This is a genomic window from Rothia sp. HMSC065C12, assembly GCF_001812085.1.
Lineage (GTDB): Bacteria > Actinomycetota > Actinomycetes > Actinomycetales > Micrococcaceae > Rothia > Rothia mucilaginosa.
Genome location: NZ_KV807670.1, coordinates 229231 through 229481, shown reverse-complemented (window position 1 = coordinate 229481; position 251 = coordinate 229231). Strand labels below are relative to the sequence as shown.

General features: G+C 72.9%; 1 pseudogene. It reads right to left on the bottom strand.

What is annotated here, in order from left to right:
* Nucleotides 1-251 (bottom strand): annotated as a pseudogene (locus tag HMPREF2836_RS09395) (hypothetical protein); the annotation flags it as partial.

Genomic DNA, 251 nt, shown 5'->3' with positions numbered 1-251 from the left:
GGACCGCCGTTACCGCCGGGGCGTGCGCCACCGTTGCCACCGGGACGACCGTTACGTGCCGGACGGGGACCGCCGGAACGCTGGGAGTCGCCGCCGCCACGCTTCATGCCCTGCTGGGATGCGAAGGGGTTGTTACCCGGGCGGGGGCCACCGGGCTTGGGTGCTGCTGCCGGCTTTGCGGCGGGCTTAGCTGCTGCAGGCTTGGGAGCTGCGCTCTCAGCTGCGGGCTTGGGTGCCGGCTTAGCGGCAGG